This window comes from Vibrio sp. 1641, assembly GCF_033339995.1.
Taxonomy (GTDB): Bacteria; Pseudomonadota; Gammaproteobacteria; order Enterobacterales; family Vibrionaceae; genus Vibrio; species Vibrio alginolyticus.
Genome location: NZ_JAWOVP010000010.1, coordinates 1 through 24,953 on the forward strand (window position 1 = coordinate 1; position 24,953 = coordinate 24,953).

The window sequence follows — 24,953 nt, forward strand, 5'->3', positions numbered from 1 at the left end:
CTTGGATCGGTGGCGGTAAAGGTTAGGGTTTCTGAGCCATTCCAGTCTGCGGTTGGAGTGAACGTAGCAATGCCATTTTCTATTGAGACATTGACATTACTGTTGCCTGAGACGCTAAACGTTAACTCGCCATCCACATTATCCACATCGCTGAAAGCGGTATTTAGATCGATGCTGTATGGCGTAAAATCTTCCGCCAAGGTTTGGTCTGCGAGGTTGCTTTCAACCACAGGCGTGTCGTTCACCGCATTCACGGTGACGTTGACCGTCGCTTGGTCGGTCAGTGCACCATCGGTGATGGTGTAAGTAATTTCGGCGTCACCATGGAAGTTCTCGGCCGGTGTGAACACCAGTTTTCCGTCAACGATCTCAACTGTACCTTGTGTTTCAGGTACGGAAGCCGATTGGATAGACAGCGTATCGCCATCAATGTCGGTGTCGTTTGGCAGGACATCAATTGTCACTGGCGTGTCTTCGTCAGTAACAGCGGTATCATCGTTTGCCACTGGCGCATCGTTCACTGGCGTCACATCGACGTTCACTGTGGTGGATTCACTGACCCCACCGGAGGTAACGATGTACGTGAAGCTGTCTGTGCCGTGGTAGTTGTCGTTCGGCGTGTAGGTCACGCTGCCGTCCGGGTTGACCGAGACCGTGCCGTTCGCTGGACCGTTATTGGTATCGAGCGACACCACTTTGTCGTCGCCTTCGAACGTGTCGTTACCTAGGACGTTAATGATGGTCGGCGTGTCTTCCACAACCGTCGCGTTGTCTGCCACGATGTCCGCCACAGGCGCTACTGTGAAGTTCACCGTTTGGCTGACGCTTTCACCGCTTGGATCGGTGGCCGTAAACGTTAGGATTTCAGAGCCGTTCCAGTCCGCGGTTGGAGTGAACGTAGCAATACCATTGACGATCGCCACTTGAATGTTGCTATTACCAGAAACGCTGAAGCTCAGCTCGCCATCCACATTATCCACATCGCTGAAAGCAGTATTTAGATCGATGCTGTATGGCGTGAAATCTTCCGCCAAGGTTTGGTCTGCAATGTTGCTCTCAACCACAGGTGTGTCGTTCACCGCATTCACGGTGACGTTAACCGTCGCTTGGTCGGTCAGTGAACCATCGGTGACGGTGTAAGTGATTTTAGCATCGCCATTGAAGTTCTCAGCCGGTGTGAACACCAACTTGCCGTCAACAATTTCAACCTTACCTTGTGCTTCAGGTACAGACGCTGATTGGATAGACAGCGTATCGCCATCGATGTCAGTATCGTTTGGTAGGACATCAATCGTGACAGCGGTATCTTCTTGTGTTGTTGCCGCGTCATCGTTTGCCACTGGCGCATCGTTGACTGGTGTGACATCGACGTTCACCGTGGTGGACTCCGATACCCCACCGGAGGTGACGATGTAGGTGAAGCTGTCTGTACCGTGGTAGTTGTCATTCGGCGTGTAGGTCACGCTGCCATCCGGGTTGACCGAGACCGTGCCGTTCGCTGGACCGTTATTGCTATCCAGCGACACCACTTTGTCGTCGCCTTCAAACGTGTCGTTACCTAAAACCTTAATGATGGTCGGCGTGTCTTCCACAACCGTCGCTTTATCTGCCACGATGTCCGCCACAGGCGCCACTGTGAAGTTCACCGTTTGGCTGACGCTTTCACCGCTTGGATCGGTGGCCGTAAACGTTAGGATTTCAGAGCCGTTCCAGTCTGCCGTTGGAGTGAACGTAGCAATCCCATTGACGATCGCCACTTGAATGTTGCTGTTGCCAGAGACGCTGAAGCTCAGATCGCCATCCACGTTATCCACATCGCTGAAAGCGGTATTCAGATCGATGCTGTATGGCGTAAAGTCTTCTGCCAAGGTTTGGTCTGCAATGCCGCTTTCAACCACAGGCGTGTCGTTCACTGCATTCACGGTGACGTTGACCGTCGCTTGGTCAGTCAGTGCACCATCGCTAACGGTGTAAGTGATTTCAGCGTCACCATGGAAGTTCTCAGCCGGTGTGAACACCAACTTGCCGTCAACAATTTCAACTGTACCTTGGTCACTCGGCACAGACGCCGAATCAATGCTTAACGTATCACCATCGATGTCAGTATCGTTTGGTAGGACATCAATCGTCACTGGCGTGTCTTCGTCAGTGACAGCGGTATCATCTTTTGCCACTGGCGCATCGTTGACTGGCGTGACATCGACGTTCACCGTGGTGAATTCCGATACCCCACCGGAGGTAACGATGTACGTGAAGCTGTCTGTACCGTGGAAGTTGTCGTTTGGCGTGTAAGTGACGCTGCCGTCCGGGTTGACCGAGACCGTGCCGTTGGCTGGACCGTTATTGCTATCCAGCGACACCACTTTGTCGTCGCCTTCGAACGTGTCGTTACCTAAAACCTTGATGATGGTTGGTGTGTCTTCCACAACCGTCGCTTTATCTGCCACGATGTCCGCCACAGGCGCCACTGTGAAGTTCACCGTTTGGCTAACGCTCTCGCCGCTTGGATCGGCGGCAGTAAAGGTCAGCGCTTCAGAGCCGTTCCAGTCTGCCGTTGGGCTAATGGTCGCGATGCCATTTTCAATCGACACCAACACGTTGCTGTTGCCAGAGACGCTAAACGTTAACTCGCCATCCACGTTATCCACATCGCTGAAAGCGGTATTTAGATCGATGCTGTATGGCGTAAAGTCTTCCGCCAAGGCTTGGTCTGCAATGCTGGTTTCAACCACAGGCGTGTCGTTCACCGCATTTACGGTGACGTTGACCGTCGCTTGGTCAGTCAGCGAACCATCGGTCACGGTGTAAGAGATTACAGCGTCACCATGGAAGTTCTCAGCCGGTGTGAACACCAGTTTTCCATCAATAATTTCGACAGAACCTTGGTCACTCGGCACAGACGCTGATTCAATCGACAGCTTATCACCATCAATATCGGTGTCGTTTGGCAGGACATCAATCGTTACTGAGCTATCTTCCTCTGTAATTGTTGTATCATTAGAGGCAATAGGCGCATCGTTAACTGAGTTTACTGTTACCGAAACTTGAGCTTCATCCTCTAACTCACCATCTGAGATGGTGTAGCTAATCGTTGCATTACCGTTGAAATTTTCAGCCGGAGTGAAAACAAGCTTACCATCGATAATCTCAACGATACCTTGCTCTTCTGGTACAGAAGCAGAGGTAATGATTAAATCATCACCTTCAATATCACTGTCGTTAGCGAGCACATCAATTACAACCAGGGAATCTTCGTCAGTTTGAATCGCATCATTAGTTGCTATTGGCGCGTCATTAACAGGCGTAATATCTAAGTTAGCAGTGCCATTAATAACACCACCATCATCATCAATGATGTCATAGGAGAATGACACTTCAGTGTCATCATCAGCTTCTGGGATGTAAGTCCAAGAGCCATCGCTGTTATCAATTAAGGTGCCATTCCCACTCTCAATAGTGACGTTTGTAATGACAAGAGTATCGGCATCATCAATATTGACATTCGATAGTAATTCTTCAGTAGTTATCGTGATTGGATCGCTATCTTCCTCAACAGCGCTTAATGTCACTGGAGAATTAGTAAGTGGCTTACTTGAGCCATCCCCACTTGTCTCGATACCTGTTGTGAAGAAGTCATTTAAGGTCAACGCTTGTGTTTCAGATAAGCCGAGGGATTCTAGGCCAATAGTTTCAAAGTTTGTTGAGGCTAGCACTTCAGTACCATCTCGTACAATCGTGGCACTATTTTGCAAACTGGAGCCACTATTTTCACCCGCTGCAGGTGCGAGTTCTTCATCAATAGCAGAAGGGTCTTGACCTTGCTCAATAGCACTAATAATCTGTGCTACATCGTCTGAAATATCTTTTAAACCTTGCTCTTGAGCAAGCTGAATTTTCAGGTCTTGAGGCGCAGCATCTGTCATTGCCACTATCACTTCACCTGGTAGAGGCTGCTGTCCTTCTGCAAGGACTCTCAGCTGCCCATCCAAACCTATTACGACGACTTGATTACCGAGTGGCACTAATGCTGTACGATCCATATAAACCTTAACCCTAAATAACTGTCAAGTTTTTGACTAACAATACTAATTTGCTATATATTGCCCGAATATATAGTGCAATAACAGCAATTTGATGCTCAATAAAGTAATTATGTGTCATACATCAATAAGAATCCAGATGCATAAGTGTTTTATTTTATTAAAATCTGGACTCTCGTTTCTAGCCATTACCTCCATGTTTAATTTGAGATCTTAATTCAATTTTTAGGCAGATTTAGTAGGTTGATTTATCAAAATTGAAACAAATGAACAGCGAATCAACAGGTTACTTCATCGCATATTAATGTTATTGTGCGCTAAATTATTGACGCCCTTATAAGTATTCCACTTATAAGCCCTATCACCTCGAGAATTTTTACCATTATCTAGGAGAATCACAGTGAAGTGGACTCGTGCCAACGCCTTTTGTATTGGTATGTTCACCGCTAGTCATGCTTTTGGGCAAACGCTAGAGCAAGCGGTTGAAAACACATTAAAAACCAATCCTGACATCAAAAGTGCGTTCAATGAATTCGTTAGCAAGCAGTATGTGAATGAAGCATCTGGTGGTGCTTACCTCCCATCCGTAGACTTAGATGCCGGTATCGGTTACGAAGGAATCAAACCTGCAGAGTCAGGGCGAGATTCAACCGATCTGACAAGAAAAGAAGCCACCGTGACACTAACCCAGCTAATATGGGATGGCTCAGCGACACTTAATGATATGGATCGAACAGCAGCTGATGCTGAATCGGTACGTTATCAACTTCTAGCTGATGCCCAAGACACCGCTTTAGAGGTCGCGAAAGTTTATTTAGACTCAGTAAAAGCTTATGAAATTCTGACACTTTCCGAGAATAACTTGAAAGTGCATAAGAAGATCTATGAAGACATTAAAAAGCGAGTTAACTCAGGTATCGGTTCTACAGCAGACCTAACCCAGGTAGAGGCTCGTTTAGCAAAGGCTCACGGTAACTTGGTGGCAGCTCAGAACAACTTATATGACAGCCACACCACCTTTACACGCCTTGTCGGACAGTCACCACAAGGATTGATTTTCCCAAGAGCGGACCAAAACTTTATTCCCTACACCATCGATGAAGCGATTGACTTGGCATTCGAGTCACATCCAGTAATCAAAATTTCGGTAGCTGATGTGGACTCTGCAAAGTTCCAATACAAGCAATCTAAGGGAACTTACTACCCAACGATATCGGTAGAAGCGGCTCAAACATGGCGTGATGATGCAAGCGGTATCGAAGGAAGCAGCGAAGAGACAACAGCAATGTTACGTATGCGTTACAACCTCTTTAACGGTGGTAGTGACGTAGCCAACGCTGAAAGTTTTGCCTACCAACTAAATAAAGCAAAAGACCTAAGAGAACGTGCATACCGCCAAGTAGAAGAAGGTCTTCGTCTATCTTGGAGTGCGTTAGATTTAACACTTCAACAAAAAGAGTTCCTAGCGGATCACGTAGATTCGGCCTCTGAAACTGTCATCGCCTACGAAAAGCAGTATCGCATTGGAAAACGCACTCTGCTGGACTTGTTAAATACTGAAAACGAACTTTTCGAAGCGAGAAAGAACTACTTAGATGCTCGATACTCAGAGCAGTACGCCAAGTACCGCGTTATGAACGCGACTGGCCAATTGTTAAATGCCTTGCGTGTCGATGTACCTACAGAATGGAATGAAAAGGTGGAGTACTGATCATGAAACCAGTGAAGATTCTATTTGCATTGGGTATGCTCGCCATCACTCAACACGTTGTTGCTGAAGACGAATATGAGTATCGTCCTGTACCAAATGCAGAACAAATAGCAGATTTGCAAGATGACGATAACGATGGTGTCATCAATGCTCGAGATATGTGCCCAGGTACACCTGAAGGCTCAGAGGTCGACAACGACGGTTGTGGAGAATACATTAAAGCATCAGATAACATGCAAGTGCGGATACTTTTTGCTAACGACTCTGATGAGATCAATCCAGTCTTCAGAAGACAAGTCCGAGAGCTTTCCGACTTTTTAAAAGAGTACCCTACTACTTCGATAGAGCTGCACGGCTATGCTAGTAAAGTTGGCGGTTCAAAGCATAACCAAGATCTTTCTGAAAGACGAGCACGCAATGTCCGTGAAGCCCTACTAAGCTACGACATCGAACCGAGTAGAGTCCGCATTGTTGGTTTTGGTGACACTCACTTAGCACAACAAGGGACCGATGAAGTCAGCCATGCTTTAAATCGTCGAGTAACCGCATCAGTCGTTGGTTACAAAGGCGAGATAAAAAGAGAGTGGACAATATTCACAACTCTTCCAGAAAGGTAAAGTACCTGTTTTTGTTTGCTCTGCAAGCACAAAGCAAACAAAAACGAGTGAATACTTAACCTCAGAAAAGGAGCTTCGGCTCCTTTATTTTTACTCATTTCGACAACCGTATTATGCTTTAGGAATCGGCACTTTAGTGTTACTCTAGCCACGTCATAACAACGAGAGTTTTGAAATGAGCAAACTTACATCAGATATCCAAGCGAACCTTGACCTTTTTGTTGCAGAAACGAAAGAAAACCAATTGGTTTGGGGTTTACGCAATGAAGAAGGTTGGCTATCTTGCGATTCAACTGAATTCGAAAACAGCGAAGTCATGCCTTTCTGGTCTTCTAAAGAAGATGCAGAAGCACATAATGTTGAAGAATGGGCAGATTTTACTGTACTAGAAATCCCATTAGATATCTTTGTTGAAGATTGGCTTTTGACTCTTGCTGAAGATGGTGTTCTTGTTGGAACTAACTGGAACGATCAGTTAGAAGGCAAAGAAATGGAGCCTCAAGATCTAGCAAAGCTTTACATTGATTAAAGATTTCTGACCTCAACTTTATGTTGAGGTCTTTCTTTTTTATGCCTCTTCTTTCAATATCTCGACCAAGTGCATAGTTTTACTACTCTTTTTCTTAGTACACCCAACTTAATCACAACGCTGATGCGTTAAAAGCGCTATGATAACTCAACTTTAAAGGCACCTTAAATTAAAGGCTCGTTTAAACATGCGCGTGCTCTATCCCTTGCTTGCGTCACTTTTGCTCACTCCAGTATATGCAAGCGACACTCAAGATATTGAACCAAACCAAAATATCACACAGTGGCACTCTGTCTACCAAACCACACTACGAAGCAACCCTGAGTCGGCATTGAGCATGCTTCAAGATCGCTACCATACAGCGAAATCGGACAGCGAAAAGCTCTACGTAAGTGGATTGATTTATGAATATATGTCAAACATAAATCAGCCTTACTACGGCAGCAGTCAAGTCTTAGACAACCATTTTTCTCAATTAGAATCAGAATATATTCTTGCCTTAAATGAACGTAAGCATGGTAGTTACGAGGCCTCAGTAGATAGCTTTTCTTCTTTGCGACAGACAATGAAGAAAATATCCGATTCCGAAGGCAAGGCTCTGATGAACTATCAACTTTGTTATACGCTGAATCAACAAGGTCGTTATCACAAAGCAAACTTTTATTGCTCATCCATAGAGAGCCACTTAAATCATAAGCATCAAGAAAACTTCCCTGTTGATCTTGCTTTGCGCGTGGTAGCAAATAACTACAATTACCGTGGTGACTATGAAAAAGCCTTAAGTTTGTATCGACAGTTGATGGCCAACATGTCGACGCAAAGCGATCCTTCAGGGATTTACAATGACATCGGCAATTTACTTGCAGAGCTGGGGCAATTTGAACAATCAGAGCAATATCTCATTCAAGCCTTACTGGTTCGCCAAGATGAAGGGACACCTCTTGAAGTTGCGCAAGTCGAACATAGTCTAGGAGCGATGTACAGAAAATCCAAAGAACTCGATAAGTCCATCAGCCACTACAAAAATGCATTAACGATTCTCGAACAACTTCATTATCCATACGGGCAAGGGTTGACCTATTTAGGGTTATCTGCTGCTTTGGCCGATTCTGGGCAATTGAATACCGCGGTAGATTACATTGGAAGAGCATTAAACATTGCCCAAACTTATGAGAATACGCACCTTGAAACAGAGGGTCATTTGGCTGCTGGATTGGCATATTTAAAGAACCATACACCCGAAAAATCGATTGAACACGGTACAATTGCGTTAAGATTAGCGGTAAAAAACGCTAGGCCCTTATTGCAAGCGCAAGCCCAATTACTCCTCTCAAAAGCATACCAAGCTCAAAATGATTACAAAAAGGCGCTGGAGCATCACAAGGCCTACTCGACGATTGAACTAACGAACCGAGACGCGAGTAATATCAAGGCGTTAGAGGCACTAGATCTCACTAAAAAAGAGTATGAATATGATCTACAAGTCGCGCAGTTGAACAACGAAACTCTTCTAAGTCAGTACCAGTTTGAAAAACTCACAGACCAACAACGCACTTATAATTTTGTTGTTTTCTGTTTATTGATTCTCCTCGCTCTGGCATTGATGGTTCAGCGACAAACACGCTTAAAAGCCAAAATAGACAGCTTAACGTGTGCATTAAACAGAGCGGCAATTATAGAGACGATTAAAAGCCACACCTCCAAAGCGGAAGGAGACTTCCGCTACGTTCTAGCATTAATCGATCTAGATGACTTTAAGGCGATTAATGATCAGTATGGTCATCCGACTGGCGACTTAGTACTACAACAGGTATGCAAAGCGCTTAAAGCTAAACTTAATAAGGGAGAGTACTTGGGTCGTTTAGGTGGAGAAGAGTTTATCTTGCTATTGAAAAACGTCGATGAGATTGACGTTCCCTTTAGAATACAAAGTCTGCATAAAACAATTTCAGAAAAGAGTGTACATTCGCTTAATAACCATCAATTGAATATATCTGCGAGTCTGGCCTATCTATCAACCTCAATGCCACTCACCAACTTTGATGAGCTCTATTCGATATTAGACCAAGCGTTATACAATGCTAAGAAGCAAGGAAAAAACTCCCTTGTGGATGCATACAACGAGCCGATCAGTTTAAGTGCTGAGTATATTCTCTAATAAAACCAAACCACCAGCGTAGTGGTTTGTTATAGGTGGAAGCATCAGTAAGCCATTCAGATGCAACACCATCATCAAGGAGTCTTTGTGCCCAAGGCAAGAAAAAACATTCAGTCTCTAGAGCGAGGTTTTCTAATCCTCGAGTTGCTCTCGATGAGTGAGTCTCCCCTATCATTACAGACGATCAGTAATGCGATCCAGTTAAATAAGACGACTGTTCACGGGTTACTTGCGACTCTACACTCTCTTGGATATGTATCCAAACACAACCATAGCTACAGCCTAGGGTTTAGATGCTATGAACTGTCTAAGCCGATTGAACAAAAAAACGAAGCTATCCGACAACATTTTGTTCCATTGCTGAAAAAAATGGCCCAAATGACTAACAACACTGCTTACCTCGCTGTACAAAGTGGCGCTAAAGAGTACTTGTATATCGATGCTATAGAGCAGGATAACCCTCTTACTATCCGTAGCCCGAGAGGGAAACGAGAAGGACTCACAACATCTGCGATCGGCAAGGTTTTTCTTAGTTTTGATGATGAGCTTCGCCGAACATTGCGCCTTGAAAGCCAAATATCCCCCACGTTAGAAACTGAACTTAATCAGGTTGTATTATCAGGTTACGCACTCGATTTAGAAGAGGCAGAGCCAAACCTCAATTGCTTAGCGATCCCCCTTTACTTGGATGGTAAAGTCGTTGCTGTTGCAGGTGTTAGCGGTGCTGCCTCCGAACTGACGGTCACTAGGCTAAAACACTTTGCCAGCATCTTTCTTAAACTTTAAGATTTGACAATGTCGAATCCTAGGCCATTTTTGTACTGTTTTGATTACATGCTTATACGTCGCCTCTAATATAGTCGTTGTTCAACTCAACAACGTAGGAGAAGCGATGTCTACTGTATTGATCACTGGCGCTAACCGTGGCTTAGGCTTGCAATTTGTCCGCCACTACCTTGGAAAAGGTTGGCAAGTTATCGCAACTTGTCGTTCACCAGAAAATGCTAAGCAGCTCAATGAACTAGTAACCCAACCCAATCAACTTCAACTGATGGCTCTAGACGTCACTAACCAACAAGATATCGATCAGTTAGCCACTCAATTAGCGGATCGTCCGCTCGATCATTTAATTCTTAATGCAGGTGTATTAGGCGAAGAGTGTGCAAAGCTTGGCGAAATGACCCAGAAAAAATGGCTAGAAGTACTAAACATAAATACCGTCGCACCTGCCCTGCTAATTCAAGCCCTACAAGACAACGTTGCGAAAAGTCAGCACAAAACCATCGTGGGAATCTCAACCCGAGTTGCGAGTTTAAGCGATAACAGTTCAGGTAACATGTACAGTTATCGAGTATCTAAAGCAGCGCTTAATCAGGTTCTAGTATCAGCAGCACGCAATCTCGAATCGCAAGGAGTAAAAACTGTCGCAGTTCATCCCGGCTGGGTAAAAACCGATATGGGCGGTGAGGACGCAACCTTTTCTGCCGAGGAAAGTGTTGCAGGCATTGTTTCGGTCGCAGAACAGCTAACACTTGAGCAATCCGGAAGCTTCCGCGTATTTGATGGCTCTACAATCGAATGGTAACTGTTCTCTAAATGACGTCTCCCGGCCAAATTGAAGGCCGGGAGAATACAGTAAACTAATAGGCCAAAAAGATAAAAGCTCGCACTATCGTCAGACAAGCGAGCCGTTATCGTCTATGGTGTTGTACTACCGTCAAACGCTGAGGAAGTCAGCGATTGCAGAGGTGTCATTTAGGCAATGATTTCCTGTGAAACTCACTCAATCATCCCACTCAGGCGCTAGCCCTTCAGGGTTTACTTCGCGGCCATTTCTTTCCAACGCATCTATCTTTGCAATCGCCTCTTCACTCAGATTAAGTTCAAGTGCTTTCAGGTTACTTGCTAAATTCTCTCGTTTAGTTGAAGACGGGATCACCGCGTAACCTTTTGACAAAGCCCAAGCAAGCGCGACTTGAGCTGGCGTGGCCTGATAGTCCTCAGCAATACCTGCAATAGTTGGGTCCCCAAGTACTTTCCCATATGCCAAGGTCATGTAAGACGTTACCTGAATATCGTTTTCCTGCATGAAGCTGACCAACTTACGATTTTGCAAATAAGGGCTAAGCTCGATTTGGTTAGTAACAATATTCTCTTTACCGACCACTTCTATCGCTTGTTGCAACAAGTCAATATTAAAGTTGGATACGCCAATATTACGGGTTAAGCCTTGCGATTTAGCTTCAAGTAATGAAGCCATGTATTCGTTCAAGTTATTGTTATTGCCAGGCCAGTGGATCAAGGTCAAATCCACATAATCTGTATTTAGCTTTTCTAAGCTCTCTTTTAGACTTGGAATGAGTTGTTCCGTGTTCATGTTATCAACCCAGATCTTCGTCGTAATGAATAGCTCATCACGTGCAATACCGGACTGTGTCAATACTTCACCGATTTCTGCCTCATTACCGTAAATCTGTGCAGTATCAATTACGCGGTAACCCACTTCTAACGCATTACGGACTGAATCCTTAACTACTTCACCCTCTAAACGAAACGTGCCGACGCCAAATGATGGTACTTTCATCTAAATCTCCTGAATTATCGATTTTATAGTTGATTCGAAGCAAAACTTTACGCCGCAAGAAACTTTCCGTAAAGTTAACAATACTCAAATCTAATTTGAAATATATTCAACAATGAAAGCTACTCTAGATGAAATGCGCACCTTTATGGCCGTGGTCGATACGGGTTCAATCAGCTCTGCGGCTGAACTGTTATCGATGACCGTCTCGGCGGTGAGTCGATCGGTATCTCGGCTAGAAGCCAAACTCGAAACGACCTTGTTAAATCGCACAACCCGTAAGTTAGATGTTACTAATGAAGGAACGATATACCTCGATAAAGTCAGACATATTGTAGAAGCAGTAGAGAATGCCGAAGCACAACTGAAAAGCCAGAAATATAAGCCTTCTGGCCTCCTACGAATAAACGCAGCTACCCCCTTCTTACTGCACGTACTAACGCCGCACATTGCTAAATATCAGAGCTTGTATCCAGAAGTCGAAATCGATCTCAATTCCAATGAGGAAAATATTAGCCTTTTGGGAACAAAAACCGATGTTGCTTTTCGTATCGGTGAGCTACAAAACTCAACCATGCGCGCGATATTTCTTGGTAAAAGTCGGATTCGAATCGTCGCGAGTCCAGAGTATTTAAGACAACATGGTACTCCAACCTCAATAGATCAGTTACTCAATCACAAGCTACTTGGATTCAACAAGCCGGAGTATCTTAAGGAATGGCCGATCATGGATGATAAGAACAAACTTCTGCGTATTATGAGTAGCCTAAGATCTGATAATGGCGAGACGCTAAGATGTTTAGCCTTACATGGTGCGGGGATAGCTTGCCTGTCTGACTTTATGACCTACTCTGACCGACAAGCTGGTCGCTTAGTGGGCGTGCTTAGTGAACACACGCATAATGTCGAACAGCCAGTTCATGCGGTGTATTACAAAAATGCCAGTACCTCACGCCGGATCAGCTCTTTTATTGACTTCATCAAGCAAGAAATCAAGGTAGAGAACCACCAGTTCCTTTAAAGACCACCGCTGTTTGTGGCAAAACACTTTTGTCTTTTTGCCGCTTTTTCTCACAACAAAAATCTCATAGTGTCCTGAATATCAGGGAGGCACCTTGCCTCCTAGTACTCAAAGTAATAGTCAGGCTTCATAATGCATAAAGATTTAAGTAACAGATTCACCATCGGTGTTGAGCTCCCCCTAGATAATGACTGGACCCAAGAAGGCCAGACAAAACGCCTGCTCCAACGAAAACCATTCGGCGTACCAGACATGAGTGCACATAAACAGCGTATTATGTTAGCCGATAAGTTAGGCTTTAACGTAGCGTGGGTGAGAGATGTCCCGTTGTACGACCCTAACTTTGGAGACGCGGCACAAATTTATGAACCGTTCAGTTATCTTGGCTATCTCTCTGCGTGCACCGACAACATTCTACTAGGGACAGCAGCGATAGTATTACCGTTAAGACAACCTTGGCTAGTGAAAAAAGCCGCTGCGACCATCAACGAGTTAAGTGGTGACCGCCTGATACTCGGTGTGGCTAGTGGAGACCGCCCTAGTGAATATCCCGTTTTTAATGCCAACTTTGACAGCCGTGGCTCAGCTTTTCGAGAAAGTGTAGAGATTTTGAAAGATACGCAAAATGATAAACTGGGTAACGATCTACAGTTATTACCCGAGTTTGCTGATATTCCTATCTATGTCGCAGGGTTAGCGCAGCAAAGTCCACAATGGATAGGAGAAAACCTAGACGGCTGGCTCGCCTACCCAGGCACACCTGATGATCATGAACACCGCGTTGCACTTTGGCGCTCCGTAGCGGGAAACAAACCCTACGCCAGCTTTATTCATCTTGATTTAGTCGATAACCCAAATGCACCAGTCGTTCGGCATCATTTTGGTATCCGGGCCGGAGTCAATGGCTTGAGCGATGAGCTAGAAAAAATGCAAGAAGCAGGAGTCAATCACATCGGGTTGCATTTCCGTCGTAATAGCCAACCAATTGATAAATCAATGGAGCAGATCGCTCAGTACGTGTTGCCACGCTTTAACTAAGATCAAATAAAAATATGTGCCACCTTACTAAGGGGTGGCACGCTAGGCTTGGCAGTTGGAAAAACAAAAGCTGCAATAACGACAAAATTCTTTTGTTAAAACAACAATAATAGTGTTATTTTAAAGTAAGTCTTGGTTGAATAAAGTCGATGAACGCGGAAATACGCTTAGAGACTGAAGAAGATTTGTAGAACACAGCATTGACCTGTTCTCGTCCAGTATTTGTGATTTTTTCCGATTCAAACAATGCCACTAACCGTCCAGAATCAAGATCATCTTTCACCATAAAGCCAGATAAACATGCAATGCCGTTCCCTGCCAGCACTAACTGTCTAACCGTTTCACCACTGCTGGATAGGATATCAGGCTCTATCATCTCAAACCCTCGTAATGGCCACTGATTTAACACTTTAGCGCCAGAAAAACCGATCAAGTTATGACTGCGCAAATCGCCCACCGCTTCAGGGAAACCTCGTTTAGATAAATAACCAGGCGTGGCAACGATAAATAGTGGGCTTGTTCCTAAAGGTTTAGCATGCAGTGTTGAATCCGATAATCGTCCAATACGTATCGCCACATCGGTTCTTTTTTCCAATAGATCCACAAAACCCTCATTAGAGGTAAGATCGAGTTGAATATCAGGATAAGCCTCTTTAAATGGCTGAATTAACGGCACGAGTTGATGTAAAACAAATGGGCTAGCGGCATCAACTCTTAAGCGCCCCTTGGGTAATTCACCTCGTGTGATGATCTCTTCTTCAGCTTGCTGTATTTGTAGTAAACCTAAGCGAACCGCTTCAACAAACTGATGCCCTTCCTCAGTAACTTCCACTCTGCGTGTCGTGCGATTCAGCAAGGTTACCCCCAACTGTGATTCAACTTTACTAACCGCACGAGATACCCTAGCGACTTGAATACCTAGTGCATCAGCAGCGGAAGAAAATCCACCACTATCCACAACTGCCATGAGAATCTCTAATTCATCTGATCGGGTTAACATTTCATCCCCTTTCTTAACTGCGCATTTTAATCATTTATAACAAAAGTATTTTGTAATAAACACCATTTTTCGCAACGAATAACTCTTTAATAATACACGACATGGAGACGGGCTATTCGTTTATCCATTCATATTCAATGATTTTAAGAGAGAGTTGTTATGCCTTTAGCTTTACTTGCATTGACGCTTAGCGCCTTTGCTATTGGAACCACGGAGTTTGTAATTGTCGGTCTGATACCGACTATGGCCTCCGACCTCAACGTATCATTACCTTCAGCGGGTCTTTTAGTTAGCCTGTACGCACTTGGTGTCGCGGTTGGTGCTCCCGTTTTAACAGCGCTGACTGGTAACTGGAAAAGAAAGTACGTTCTGCTTTCTGTTATGGCACTGTTTGTTCTTGGCAATCTGTTAGCCTGGCAAGCACCTGGATACAACACACTAGTTACAGCAAGGATACTGACCGGGCTTGCACACGGTGTGTTCTTTTCGATCGGCTCGACTATCGCCACTGGCCTAGTGTCAAAAGAAAAAGCCGCTAGCGCAATTGCTATTATGTTTACCGGTCTCACCGTAGCTCTAGTGACGGGCGTGCCACTTGGCACCTGGATTGGCCAGACATTTGGTTGGCAGGCAACCTTCCTAATCGTCGCGATCCTTGGAATCATCGCACTGATAGGAAGCGCTCTGCTAGTGCCGAGTAATCTGAAACAACCACCAGCAACCAAGCTGTCATCGCAAGTAAAAGTCTTGACTCAGCCTCGTCTACTTTTGGTGTACGCAATCACCGCGCTCGGTTACGGTGGTACGTTCACAGCCTTCACTTACTTGGCTCCTATTTTGGAAGAAGTTTCGGGGTTTGGCTCTAGCGCTATCAGCCTAATTATGTTGGTTTATGGTGTATCAGTCGCATTCGGCAACATCTGGGGCGGAAAGATGGCCGACTCTATGGGGCCAATCAAAGCTCTGACAGCGATTTTCTCGGGCCTAATTGTGGTATTGCTCGTGTTTAGTGTCACAGCATTTAATCCAATTTCTGCAGTAGTGACCATTCTTGTCTGGGGTGCCTTTGCCTTTGGTAACGTTCCAGGACTTCAAGTTTATGTTGTCAAACTAGCAGAGAAATATTCACCTGATGCAGTCGACGTCGCTTCTGGTCTCAACATTGCTGCATTTAACGTAGGTATTGCACTGGGTTCTTGGGGCGGTGGCCTTATCGTGGCCAATGCTGGGCTGATGCACACACCTTGGATTGGCGCGATCGTAGTATTAGGTGCTCTACTACTAACCCGTTTCAGCGGAATGCTAGACAAGCGTGGAGAGCAGCACGCAACGGCACACTGATTCACGTTCCGAATCTATAAAAATCACTTAAATTAGCCCGGCATTACGTCGGGCTTTCAATACAGAGTTTAAATACACCATTGACTGAGGTAGAAAGTTTATTCTACCCTTAGGTAAAACAAACGTTCTACCTGGTGTATCAAATAGTGAAAGAAAAAATCGCAGCAAGCCTAGAAAAAGCATTCAGTCAGTATGGCTTCGCCGAGCCGAGTGTGCCCCGACTCAAAAACGCCTGCGAAGTCAGCCTGAGAACCCTGTACAAATACTACCCCTCCAAGGAAGCGATGATTGTTGCAGCTCTCGAGCATCGCCATCAAAGGTATTTGAGTTTTTTGCTCGAAGACGCCCCTGCCAATGGAACACCGGCTGTATTACACCTATTCACTCGCCTCGAGGATTGGATGAAGGAGTTTGCACCGAATGGCTGCATGTCCATCAATGCATTAGCAGCCTATCCAGAAAATCTATCGATTAATCAAGCAGTAAAACAACACAAATTGGCGGTCCGTCAGCTTATGGGCCAACTAAGTCAGCGAGAAGACCTCGCAACCACACTCTTCTTGTTACATGAAGGTCTATCCAACGCATGGCCGGTTCTCGGTCACGCTGCCTTTGCATCCGCTGAACACACTCTGCTAGAACTAATGAAGGAGAACAATAAATGACCACAATCCCGAAAGTCATGAAAGGCGTCCAACTTATCGGTCATGGTGGGCCAGATATGCTTCGTTACCGCGATGATCTACCTGTGCCAGTCCCCTCGCCTGATGATGTATTGATCCAAGTTGCCGCCGCCGGAGTCAATAACACCGACATCAATACCCGAACAGCATGGTATTCTAAAAACGACGCCAATAGCATGGATGCAAGTTGGTCAGGAGACGCGCTATCTCTCCCTCGAATCCAAGGTGCCGATGTATGCGGTACCATCGTCGCTGTTGGTGAGAATATCTGCCCATCACGAATCGGTCAGCGTGTGCTTATCGAACCATGTATTACGCGCTTCAACAGTCAAGCACTTAGCTCGCCTTGGTACTTCGGTTCAGAATGTGATGGTGGCTTTGCTCAGTTCACTGTTGTTGACAGTAAACATGCATTTGCTGTGAATAGTAGTTTATCGGATATCGATTTGGCCTCCTTCCCTTGTTCTTATTCAACTGCCGAGAACATGCTTGTCCGCTCTAATGTCACAGCGAGTGATACCGTACTGATTTCAGGGGCATCCGGTGGTGTTGGCTCTGCCGCAATCCAACTGGCGAAGGCGCGTGGAGCATACGTCATTGCTATCGCCAGCCCAGAAAAGAAAGAACAGATCACGGCATTAGGAGCAAACCAAGTTATCCCTCGCGATGCAAATTTAACAGCGACTCTCGGAGAAAACAGCGTTGACGTAGTGATTGATTTGGTCGCAGGAGAGCAGTGGCCACAATTTCTTCAGGTACTAAAGCCAGGATCAAGATACGCTGTTTCCGGCGCCATAGGCGGCCCAATTGTCGAGCTGGATGTAAGAACTCTTTACCTTAAAGACCTAGCGTTATTTGGTTGTACCGTTTTGGCACCAGAAGTATTCGGTAACTTGGTTCGCTATATCGAACAGAACGCAATTCGTCCCTTAGTCGCGGAGTCATTTCCCTTGAACCAGATAGGTCAAGCGCAAGAAGTATTTTCACGCAAGCAACATATTGGGAAACTGGTTTTGGAAATCACATAGCTTTTGTGATTAACAAAGACCTATACAAGTCATTGTAATTTGAGAACCCTTTAAGCATTCTACAAAATGTTCAGTAATTAGGAGTGCGCTACGGTTGGCTTAGCTTGTTATCCCTTTTCATCACGCTAAGCCAGCTTGTAAAAATATGTGTTTGTTTCTGAGTTATAAATGTTTAATACCAACATTATCTTACTTCTGGCGTTTATGAACAGAACCGAGATCTGAACGACTTTGGTGTTAAACCTACGATCCTATTAAATATTTTCCTGAACGCGCTCACATCTTGGTAACCCACTCTAAATGATATTGCGTCAAATGTTAGGGTTGTCGACTCAAGTAAATCACAAGCTTTTTGGACTCTTAAGCTTTGTATGTATTGGTTAACATTGAAACCTGTCGCCTTTTTAAAGCGTCGCTGCAATGTCCTTTCTGTTAAACAACTCAACTCTGCAAGCTCTTTATTGCTCAGTTTTCCTTGATAATGATCGTTTATATAGTGCTGTAGTTGAACAATTACCTCATCACCATGTTGGAAGTTTGGGGTAAACTGTTGATAAAAGCGTTGCTCTCTCGGACCAGTATCAATAACCAACATTTTTCCTAACAGGCGCATTACTGCCGGTGACGCAAATAAGGAAACCAACTCCAAACCTAAATCCACCCATGACATCATACCCCCAGCCGTAATGATCGTTCCTTCGTTAATAAGGATGGCTTCTTGTCTTACGTGGATATCGGGAAACTGACTCGCTAATGAAGGAGCCAAGCCCCAGTGTGTCGTACAAGACTTATTGGTCAACAACTGGGTTTGAGCAAGAATAAAAGTACCAGCGCAGGCGGAGGCTAAAATCGCACCTTTACTATATTGGACATTTAACCAGTCGAGTAGCTCTGGCTCTGGTTCTAAGTAATATTGACCAGTGCCGCTAGGCGGAATCATTACCGCTGTTTTCACATCGAAGTGCGTGTTTGACCAGTGATCCAATATCTCTACTTCAAAGTGCACATCAACGCCCAATTTAGCCGCCGCACGGTTTGCCATCTCGAAGAGTTCGCTTAAACCATATACGGAGGCTTGCGAGCTATCTGGGTAATTAACGAGTGCTATTTTCATTTTCAATTATCTTCAAGTGTCGCTTTTTGACTCTTTTGTGTCATTTTAGACTCTAAAGAAGGTAGCTAAAAGTCTTTATATTATTCGTACCGCAATGATCCTGAATAAAAGGAAAAGAAAATGACTCAAAAAGCCCTACTTGTAATTGATTTGCAAAACGACTATTTCCCAGAAGGAAAGTTTCCTTTATGGAATACAGAATCAACTTTAGACAATGTTAAGAGAGCAATAACTAAAGCCAATGAGCAAAACATTCCTGTGATTCATATTCAGCATATTGCAGATCCTGACATGGGTATTGCCCCATTCTTCAATGAAGGCAGCGACGGTGCCAATATTCACCCAGAAGTTCTTGCTTTAGCGCCGAATTCCGAAATCGTGGTAAAGCACTTCGCAGATAGCTTTGAAGGAACACGTTTAGAAGAAGTATTGGCAAGCAAAAATGTAACGGAGTTACTTGTATGCGGAATGATGACACAAAACTGCGTGACACATACTGCTATTTCAAAATCTGCGGACAAGTATGATGTTTCTATCTTAATGGATAGCTGTACCACGGTCGATGAAATGATTCACAACATTGCACTTCACGCTGTCTCAACGAGAGTTCCCCTCGTAACTATTGAAGATAAGCTGTAATACACGCAAAACCTTTCGCTCACACAATGCGGGCGAAAGGTCACACATATATGCACTTCCATTGATATTTGCTTACTTTGTGTTAAACATTGGTTTCCAAATAGTTACAAGGAAACGTTTATGAAATGGATAGTCGTATTGTTTATTAGCTTATTTTCAGTTTTCAGCCATGCGAAAGAGTGGAAACAAATTCGCTTCACTGTTGAAGGGGCTTACCCCCCATTTAGCTGGACGACAAAAGAGGGAAAGCTAGAAGGGTTTGAAGTCGACCTCGCTAACGCGTTATGCAAAGAGTTAGAAGTAAAGTGCGTTATCTCAAAAATGGATTGGGATGGCATCATCCCTTCTCTCCTTAGTCGCAAGAACGATGCGATTATTGCTGCAATGACAATCACAGAAGAACGAGAAAAGAAAGTCGATTTCACCGTCCCTTATGCAAAAGTACCGACTCGTTTTGTAATGAAAAATGATAGAGAAATCAACATGGATGACGGCAGCCTAAATCGTTTATCTATTGGAGTTCAAAGAGCCACAATTGGTGATAAGTACCTTTCTGCCTTGTATCCAGATATTGATATTCGTCGTTATGGTACGTTCGATGAGGCATTTACCGATCTACTCAATGGACGGTTAGATGCTGTATTTGGCGGCTCAATCGGTTTAAGTGCTGGTTTTCTTGAAACTGCACAAGGTAAAGGCTATCACTTTACTGGACCAGCGTTTACAGAGGAAAAGTGGTTCGGCCGTGGCATTGGCGTAGCAGTGAGAAAACAAGACAAAGAATTAAAAGCATTACTCGATAGCGGAATACAAAAATTGATCCAGAGCGGTAAGCATAAAACCATCGCCAGCAAGTATTTCTCCTATAGTATTTACGAGTAACCTCGTTATTTTTTTATAGTCTGCGCGGTATAGGAAACTTCCCTTTCCCTATATGGCGACAAAAACAGAGCCCTCGAGCAATCGCCCGAGGGTTATTTTTATAAAAAAGCCCAGCTATATAAGTAACCGGCTCCCATGGCCATCGTTAAGATAACGATTAGGAAGGCAGCGATCATTTGGTTCTTAAAAATTGATTTCAACAAAATCACTTCTGTAAGACTTGCGCCAGCACTACCAATAATAAGCGCCATAACAGATCCAAGAGCCATACCTTTTTGTACTAGTGCCGCGCTAAGTGGAATGACCGCCTCTGCACGGATGTACAATGGAATACCAATGATTGCTGCGACCGGAATCGCGTACCACTTCGCTTCACCAGCGAACTCCGCAATGAACTCCGTCGGGATGAAGCCATAGATAAATGAACCAATCGCAATGCCCATCATGAGATAAGGGAACACTTGCTTAAAGTCTTTCCAAGTTGATTGCCAAATACGTACCCAGCGGCTAGGCTCTTTCTCTTCCACGACTGTCGCTGTTGCACTACCGCCAGATGAACAGCAAGACACTTCCACTTTAGGTTCAGGTTTTGGTGCATCACCACAACAAGATGTTTTCGCCGCAACTGGCGTAGGTTCATTGCAGGCGCTGGTATCACAGCTTGATGCTGGTCTCGCTTCTTCTTTTTTCTTGCTTGAATCGCCACAAGAAGTACCGCACGAAGAAGAACCTACCGCTTGATATGCTTCTGGTTTGACGTAACGTTCAAACCCTAGTTTTTCAAGTACATAGCCTGCTACCACTGATACTGACATCGCGATAGCAAAGTAAAATACCGCAACTTTCCAACCAAAAGTCACCACAAACAAACCAATAATCACTGGGTTAAGCAACGGGCTTGCAAATAAGAACACCATCATAGGTCCAAAACCAGCTCTTGCACGCAACAAGCCTTTTAAGAAAGGAATGGTCGAACACGAACAGAAAGGCGTAATCGAACCTAGCAACGCAGCAATGAAGTAACCTTTACCCTTTTTCGAGCTGAGAATAGATTGAATTTTTTCTGGCGTTAGAAAATCTTGCAACACACCGACAATGTAGCTAATTGCCAGAAATAAGATGATAAGTTCGGTTGCTAGAAACGCAAACATATCCAGCGCTTCTTTAGCCATAGTTATAATTTCTGTATTCACATTTACTCTCCTCGTCATTTTTCGCTAACAAGCTTACCTGATAGACAAGCCTTTATTTCGACACTTCTGGAATTATAGAATCGCAAAACAAAAGATCAACAAAATATTTCCATAAAAATGGAATAATAAAACTAGTCATTACTTATCATAAAGTTACATGTCGTTAGCTATGCAGACTGGTTGTCGATGATAATTTCAGAGCATCTCGAATCCTTTTTATCAAACATAACCTAAAATTATCAAAATAAGAAAAAACGATAATTATTGCAGCACCACGCTCTGAGCTAGTATGACTTTCGACCATTCTTAATAATAAGGAAACCTATGAGAGCGATAACTTACCAACGAGATAACGATACTTTCTCTTTATCCGAATTACCTACACCAAAACTAGAAACCCAATTTGATGTATTGGTTAAAGTTAACGCTGTTGGTTTGAACCCTGTCGATGCAAAAATTCATTATTGGTCAGACATGGTCACTAACATGGATAACAATTTTGTTGGCGGGTTAGACGTATCAGGAGAAATAGTCTCTGTAGGCGATGCGGTCGTTGATTGGAAGGTTGGCGATAAGGTGTTGTATCACGGAAACATGAGACGCCATCACGGTGGATTCGCTGAATTTGCTATCCATGATTCAAGAACGCTCATAAAGCACCCTCAGGTTTCAGTTGAAGTGGCAGCATCCACACCTTGCGCAGCCTGGACAGCATATCGCGCTTTGGTAGACAAGCTCGATATTTCAAATCGAAGCAGCATTTTTATCGCCGGAGGTGCTGGCGGCGTTGGAGGCTTTGCTATTCAGTTAGCAAAGACATTTGGTGTTGAACAGATCATTGCTACTAGTTCAGAAGCTAATCACGCATATTTGTCCTCGTTAGGAGCAACCCATATGATTGATTATCATCATGAAGATGTAGTTCAGCGAGTAATGGACATTACCGGAAATCATGGCGTTGAGGTTGCACTCGATTGTGTAGGCGGTGATAACGACCGAATTGCAGCCTCGGTGTTAACCTTTGAGGGAGAAATGGTGGAGCTCGTCAAGACTGTCGACCCTTCTCAATATCCAGATGCCTTCTTAAAAGGCTTGGGCTTCCACCAAATAAGTTTGGGCTCTGGTCATGTCTTTGGCGAGAGAGGGTTTGCAAGTATCGTTAATGCCGGAAAGGAAGTGTCTGAGCTATTAGAAAATGGAGAATTGGAAGTACCGAAACTGAAGGTCATCGGCTTAGAGGATGTAGGTAACGCACTCTTGGACATGCGAAATCAGAGAACAGTTGGAAAGATTGTCGTTAATCTGAACCAAAAATAATTAATAAAGATCTCGAGGCAAACTGGCAAAGTAATGAGCAAGTTAAAGCATCTTGTTACTTTGCCAGATATGAAAGACCTTTATTTTGTCTATAACGATGAATGAAAAACAAAACCTCTTGCCATACTTCCCTGCGCTTCACCAAAATTAGGCGTTTTCGAGAGTGTCTCTCCAAGTCGCTAGCAATTTAATATGACGTGGTTCAATCCCACAGCAACCACCAATAATGCTTGCTCCCTGCGCATGCCACTTTTTAGCATACTCAAGATATTCAGTCGGAGAGAAATGACGAACTTCCTGAATGGTCTCGTTGGCTTGGTGCGCTTGCTTTATCGGAGCAAAGCTATTTGCGAAAACACCTATCGTCAATTCTCTACCTGACTCACTCAATACTGCTTGTGTATCTATGATCGCTTGCTCGACAACTTCAGGAATAGAGCAATTGAAAAAGATACCTGAAACATTTGTTTTCAACAGCGTATTAACCGCGACTTTAAGAGATTCCCCTGAGCGAAGACGAGCCAAAGAGTTAGGCTCATCCATTAAGGTGAAAGCAATATAATTGGGCTTATCTGTTTTGGCTAAAATTATTGATAGAACTTCAACTTCAGCGAGGCTAGACACGGTCTCAGCTAACCAAATATCAACATATTGATCTTGAGCTTCAAATAACTCAGAAGCCACTTCCAGTGCCCTTTTCGGCTCGAATAATTCAGGCCTGTAAGACCCCATTACAGGAGGAAGAGAACCCGCAACGAGCACTCTATCGTTAGAGCTGGTGACTACATCTCTGGCAATTTTAGCAGCAGATTTTGCTAATTCAGTCCCTCGCTTCGCATAGAGTTCCTCTCCTAAGTGAAATGGAACACATGCATAACTGTTAACAGTGATAATCTCAGCGCCAGCGTCTATGAAATTCTCATGGGCCATTTTTACATGTTGTGGTGATTCAATTAGCGCTTGTGCACTCCAAAGCGGCTGAGAAAAAGGGGCGCCAATACGTTTTAACTCTCGCCCCATGCCACCATCTAAAATTGTTACTTTCTTCATTTAGACATCCATACCGCCAAACATCCATAAGCTCTATTCAAACACAATTTTTATCAATTCAAAATGAAATTGTTATGTTTAAAGTGAACAAAAACTTAATGGCTGATTAAACACTCTAGTATTTACCAGACCTTTCATTCGGACCAAGATAATGTTATCGCCATTAACTTCGAGTAAAAAGCCCATTATCTATGTCTCTCGGCGAGGCGGGCGTTACGAGCCACAATAGTGCATGAAGTGATTGAGGGACTAACCCTCAATCAAATTTTCTTTTTATTATAAGACCTTAGATAAAAACTTCTGTAATCTAGGATTGGAGGGGTTATCAAAAAATCGCTCAGGAGAGTCAGAAACCAAAAGCTCACCATCTTCCATAAACAACACCCTATCAGCGACCTCTTTTGCGAAACCCATTTCATGAGTAACCACGACCATGGTCATTCCGTCCTTGGCCAAATCTTTCATCACATCAAGAACTTCTCCAACCATTTCAGGGTCTAGTGCTGATGTGGGTTCATCAAACAACATAATGTTGGGCTTCATTGCTAACGCACGAGCGATTGCGACGCGCTGCTGCTGTCCGCCTGATAAATGATTAGGATAATTATCCATTCTCTCCGACAGACCAACTTTATAAAGCAAATCTTTTGCTTCTTTCTTCACCGATTCAGGGTCACGTTTAGAAACCTTTAAAGGTGCCAACATGACGTTCTCTATCGCCGTTTTATGTGGAAAAAGGTTGAAGCCTTGAAATACCATGCCCACATCAGCGCGTAGTTTATTGATATCCGTAGATTTGTGGTACATATCGATACCATCTACGATTATAGACCCACTATTTATTGTCTCTAATTGATTAATCGTCCGTAAGAATGTTGACTTACCAGAACCTGACGGTCCTACGATGACAATCACTTCCCCTTTTTCTACATTTACCGATACGTCCTTGAGCGCATGGCAGCCATTAGGGTAAATTTTATTAATTGTTTTTGCTGAAATAATGTATTCCAT

General features: G+C 44.1%; 21 protein-coding genes. 14 read left to right on the forward strand and 7 right to left on the reverse strand.

What is annotated here, in order from left to right; genetic code table 11:
* The coding region (locus R7Z47_RS17450; protein ID WP_318130331.1) for a tandem-95 repeat protein at positions 1-4,040 on the reverse strand (4,040 nt) is incomplete at its 3' end.
* Positions 4,041-4,440: 400 nt separating this feature from the next.
* On the opposite strand from R7Z47_RS17450, the gene R7Z47_RS17455 reads away from it, so the two are divergent.
* From R7Z47_RS17455 to R7Z47_RS17480, 6 genes are all read left to right on the forward strand, one after another.
* Positions 4,441-5,751 carry a TolC family outer membrane protein gene (locus R7Z47_RS17455; RefSeq protein WP_017635971.1) on the forward strand — a complete coding sequence of 437 codons (1,311 nt, stop codon included), beginning with the start codon at positions 4,441-4,443 and terminating at the stop codon, positions 5,749-5,751.
* Positions 5,752-5,753: 2 nt separating this feature from the next.
* Positions 5,754-6,368, forward strand: a complete 615-nt coding sequence (locus tag R7Z47_RS17460; RefSeq protein WP_005377354.1) for an OmpA family protein — start codon at positions 5,754-5,756, stop codon at positions 6,366-6,368.
* 175 nt (positions 6,369-6,543) lie between these two features.
* Positions 6,544-6,897: a DUF2750 domain-containing protein gene (locus tag R7Z47_RS17465; RefSeq protein ID WP_005377352.1), complete on the forward strand. Its 354-nt coding sequence runs from the start codon at positions 6,544-6,546 to the stop codon at positions 6,895-6,897.
* A gap of 187 nt (positions 6,898-7,084) precedes the next feature.
* Positions 7,085-9,055, forward strand: coding sequence for a diguanylate cyclase (locus R7Z47_RS17470; RefSeq protein ID WP_262606985.1), 1,971 nt, complete (start codon positions 7,085-7,087; stop codon positions 9,053-9,055).
* An 87-nt stretch (positions 9,056-9,142) separates the two neighbouring features.
* Positions 9,143-9,841, forward strand: coding sequence for an IclR family transcriptional regulator (locus R7Z47_RS17475; protein WP_017635969.1), 699 nt, complete (start codon positions 9,143-9,145; stop codon positions 9,839-9,841).
* Between the two features lie 106 nt (positions 9,842-9,947).
* Positions 9,948-10,640, forward strand: coding sequence for an SDR family oxidoreductase (locus R7Z47_RS17480; protein ID WP_262606986.1), 693 nt, complete (start codon positions 9,948-9,950; stop codon positions 10,638-10,640).
* A 198-nt stretch (positions 10,641-10,838) separates the two neighbouring features.
* On the opposite strand, the gene dkgB is transcribed toward R7Z47_RS17480, so the two are convergent.
* Positions 10,839-11,639, reverse strand: a complete 801-nt coding sequence (gene dkgB / locus R7Z47_RS17485; protein ID WP_053304418.1) for a 2,5-didehydrogluconate reductase DkgB — start codon at positions 11,637-11,639, stop codon at positions 10,839-10,841.
* 112 nt (positions 11,640-11,751) lie between these two features.
* Between dkgB and R7Z47_RS17490 the strand changes: the two genes are divergently transcribed.
* Both R7Z47_RS17490 and R7Z47_RS17495 read left to right on the forward strand, forming a co-directional pair.
* Positions 11,752-12,657 (forward strand): LysR family transcriptional regulator, encoded by a 906-nt coding sequence (locus R7Z47_RS17490; protein ID WP_017635966.1) that lies wholly within the window; start codon positions 11,752-11,754, stop codon positions 12,655-12,657.
* 132 nt (positions 12,658-12,789) lie between these two features.
* Positions 12,790-13,695, forward strand: a complete 906-nt coding sequence (locus tag R7Z47_RS17495) for a TIGR03571 family LLM class oxidoreductase (RefSeq protein ID WP_017635965.1) — start codon at positions 12,790-12,792, stop codon at positions 13,693-13,695.
* A gap of 115 nt (positions 13,696-13,810) precedes the next feature.
* Here the strand turns inward: R7Z47_RS17495 and R7Z47_RS17500 are convergent, their stop codons facing one another.
* Positions 13,811-14,695 (reverse strand): LysR family transcriptional regulator, encoded by an 885-nt coding sequence (locus R7Z47_RS17500; protein WP_042523726.1) that lies wholly within the window; start codon positions 14,693-14,695, stop codon positions 13,811-13,813.
* Positions 14,696-14,854: 159 nt separating this feature from the next.
* Here R7Z47_RS17500 and R7Z47_RS17505 point away from each other — a divergent pair, with 159 nt between their 5' ends.
* The 3 genes from R7Z47_RS17505 to R7Z47_RS17515 all read left to right on the forward strand — a co-directional run bounded on the left by R7Z47_RS17505 (position 14,855) and on the right by R7Z47_RS17515 (position 17,747).
* A complete protein-coding gene (locus tag R7Z47_RS17505) occupies positions 14,855-16,036 on the forward strand; it encodes an MFS transporter (RefSeq protein WP_017635963.1) in 1,182 nt (393 codons plus the stop codon).
* A 143-nt stretch (positions 16,037-16,179) separates the two neighbouring features.
* Positions 16,180-16,701, forward strand: a complete 522-nt coding sequence (locus R7Z47_RS17510) for a TetR/AcrR family transcriptional regulator (RefSeq protein ID WP_031781264.1) — start codon at positions 16,180-16,182, stop codon at positions 16,699-16,701.
* Positions 16,698-17,747, forward strand: a complete 1,050-nt coding sequence (locus R7Z47_RS17515) for an alcohol dehydrogenase family protein (protein ID WP_005388897.1) — start codon at positions 16,698-16,700, stop codon at positions 17,745-17,747. The genes R7Z47_RS17510 and R7Z47_RS17515 overlap by 4 nt, the downstream gene beginning before the upstream one ends.
* Positions 17,748-17,949: 202 nt before the next feature.
* On the opposite strand, the gene R7Z47_RS17520 is transcribed toward R7Z47_RS17515, so the two are convergent.
* Positions 17,950-18,861, reverse strand: coding sequence for a GlxA family transcriptional regulator (locus tag R7Z47_RS17520; protein WP_054579521.1), 912 nt, complete (start codon positions 18,859-18,861; stop codon positions 17,950-17,952).
* 120 nt (positions 18,862-18,981) lie between these two features.
* On the opposite strand from R7Z47_RS17520, the gene R7Z47_RS17525 reads away from it, so the two are divergent.
* The gene (locus R7Z47_RS17525) at positions 18,982-19,500 is read left to right on the forward strand and encodes a cysteine hydrolase family protein (RefSeq protein ID WP_054577005.1); all 519 of its coding nucleotides are present in this window, start codon (positions 18,982-18,984) and stop codon (positions 19,498-19,500) included.
* 120 nt (positions 19,501-19,620) lie between these two features.
* Complete coding sequence (locus R7Z47_RS17530; RefSeq protein ID WP_086046774.1) at positions 19,621-20,382, forward strand: transporter substrate-binding domain-containing protein; 762 nt, start codon at positions 19,621-19,623, stop codon at positions 20,380-20,382.
* 98 nt (positions 20,383-20,480) lie between these two features.
* On the opposite strand, the gene R7Z47_RS17535 is transcribed toward R7Z47_RS17530, so the two are convergent.
* Positions 20,481-21,554 (reverse strand): permease, encoded by a 1,074-nt coding sequence (locus tag R7Z47_RS17535; protein ID WP_245398179.1) that lies wholly within the window; start codon positions 21,552-21,554, stop codon positions 20,481-20,483.
* A gap of 345 nt (positions 21,555-21,899) precedes the next feature.
* Between R7Z47_RS17535 and R7Z47_RS17540 the strand changes: the two genes are divergently transcribed.
* Positions 21,900-22,892, forward strand: coding sequence for a zinc-binding dehydrogenase (locus R7Z47_RS17540; protein WP_005388905.1), 993 nt, complete (start codon positions 21,900-21,902; stop codon positions 22,890-22,892).
* A gap of 147 nt (positions 22,893-23,039) precedes the next feature.
* Here R7Z47_RS17540 and R7Z47_RS17545 read toward each other — a convergent pair whose 3' ends face one another.
* A complete protein-coding gene (locus R7Z47_RS17545; protein ID WP_005388906.1) occupies positions 23,040-23,942 on the reverse strand; it encodes a homocysteine S-methyltransferase family protein in 903 nt (300 codons plus the stop codon).
* A gap of 276 nt (positions 23,943-24,218) precedes the next feature.
* Positions 24,219-24,953, reverse strand: a complete 735-nt coding sequence (locus R7Z47_RS17550) for an amino acid ABC transporter ATP-binding protein (protein WP_005377326.1) — start codon at positions 24,951-24,953, stop codon at positions 24,219-24,221.